The organism is Komagataeibacter xylinus NBRC 15237 (assembly GCF_001571345.1).
Classification (GTDB): Bacteria; Pseudomonadota; Alphaproteobacteria; order Acetobacterales; family Acetobacteraceae; genus Komagataeibacter; species Komagataeibacter xylinus.
The window spans coordinates 1-505 of sequence record NZ_BCTP01000154.1; the positions used below are offsets into that span (position 1 = coordinate 1).

1 protein-coding gene is annotated in these 505 nt (G+C 60.8%); it reads left to right on the forward strand.

The features are described from left to right. The coding region (locus GXY01S_RS16860; RefSeq protein WP_174521000.1) for a transposase at nt 1-505 on the forward strand (505 nt) is incomplete at both ends.

Below are 505 nucleotides of genomic sequence, written 5' to 3' on the forward strand. Positions count from 1 at the left end.
GGGCCTGGCACTGGGCTATGAAGATCTCAATGATCACGATGCCCTGCGGCATGACCTGATCTTTGGTCTGGCCTCGGGCCGTCTGTCAGGAGGCCGGGCAAACTGCGCAGCATTGGCTGGCAAATCTACACTGAACCGGCTGGAGCGCAGTGGCCACAAGGCAGACCGTTACTGCCGCATCATTGCTGATCATGAGGCACTGGCGGAGCTGTTCGTCACGCTCTACATGGACCGGCATGATCGGGCTCCTGCCCGGATCGTTCTGGACGTGGACGCGACCGATGATCGTATCCATGGCCATCAGGAAGGCCGGGCCTTTCATGGGTATTACGGCCATAACTGCTATCTGCCGCTATACATCTTCTGCGGGGATCATCTCCTCAGCGCTACCCTGCGCACGGCAGACAGGGACCCGGGGAAGGAAGTGCTGGCTGACATCCGCCGGATTGTGCAGCAGATCAGGAACCGCTGGCCCAGGGTGCGTATTCTGGTGCGCGGGGACAGC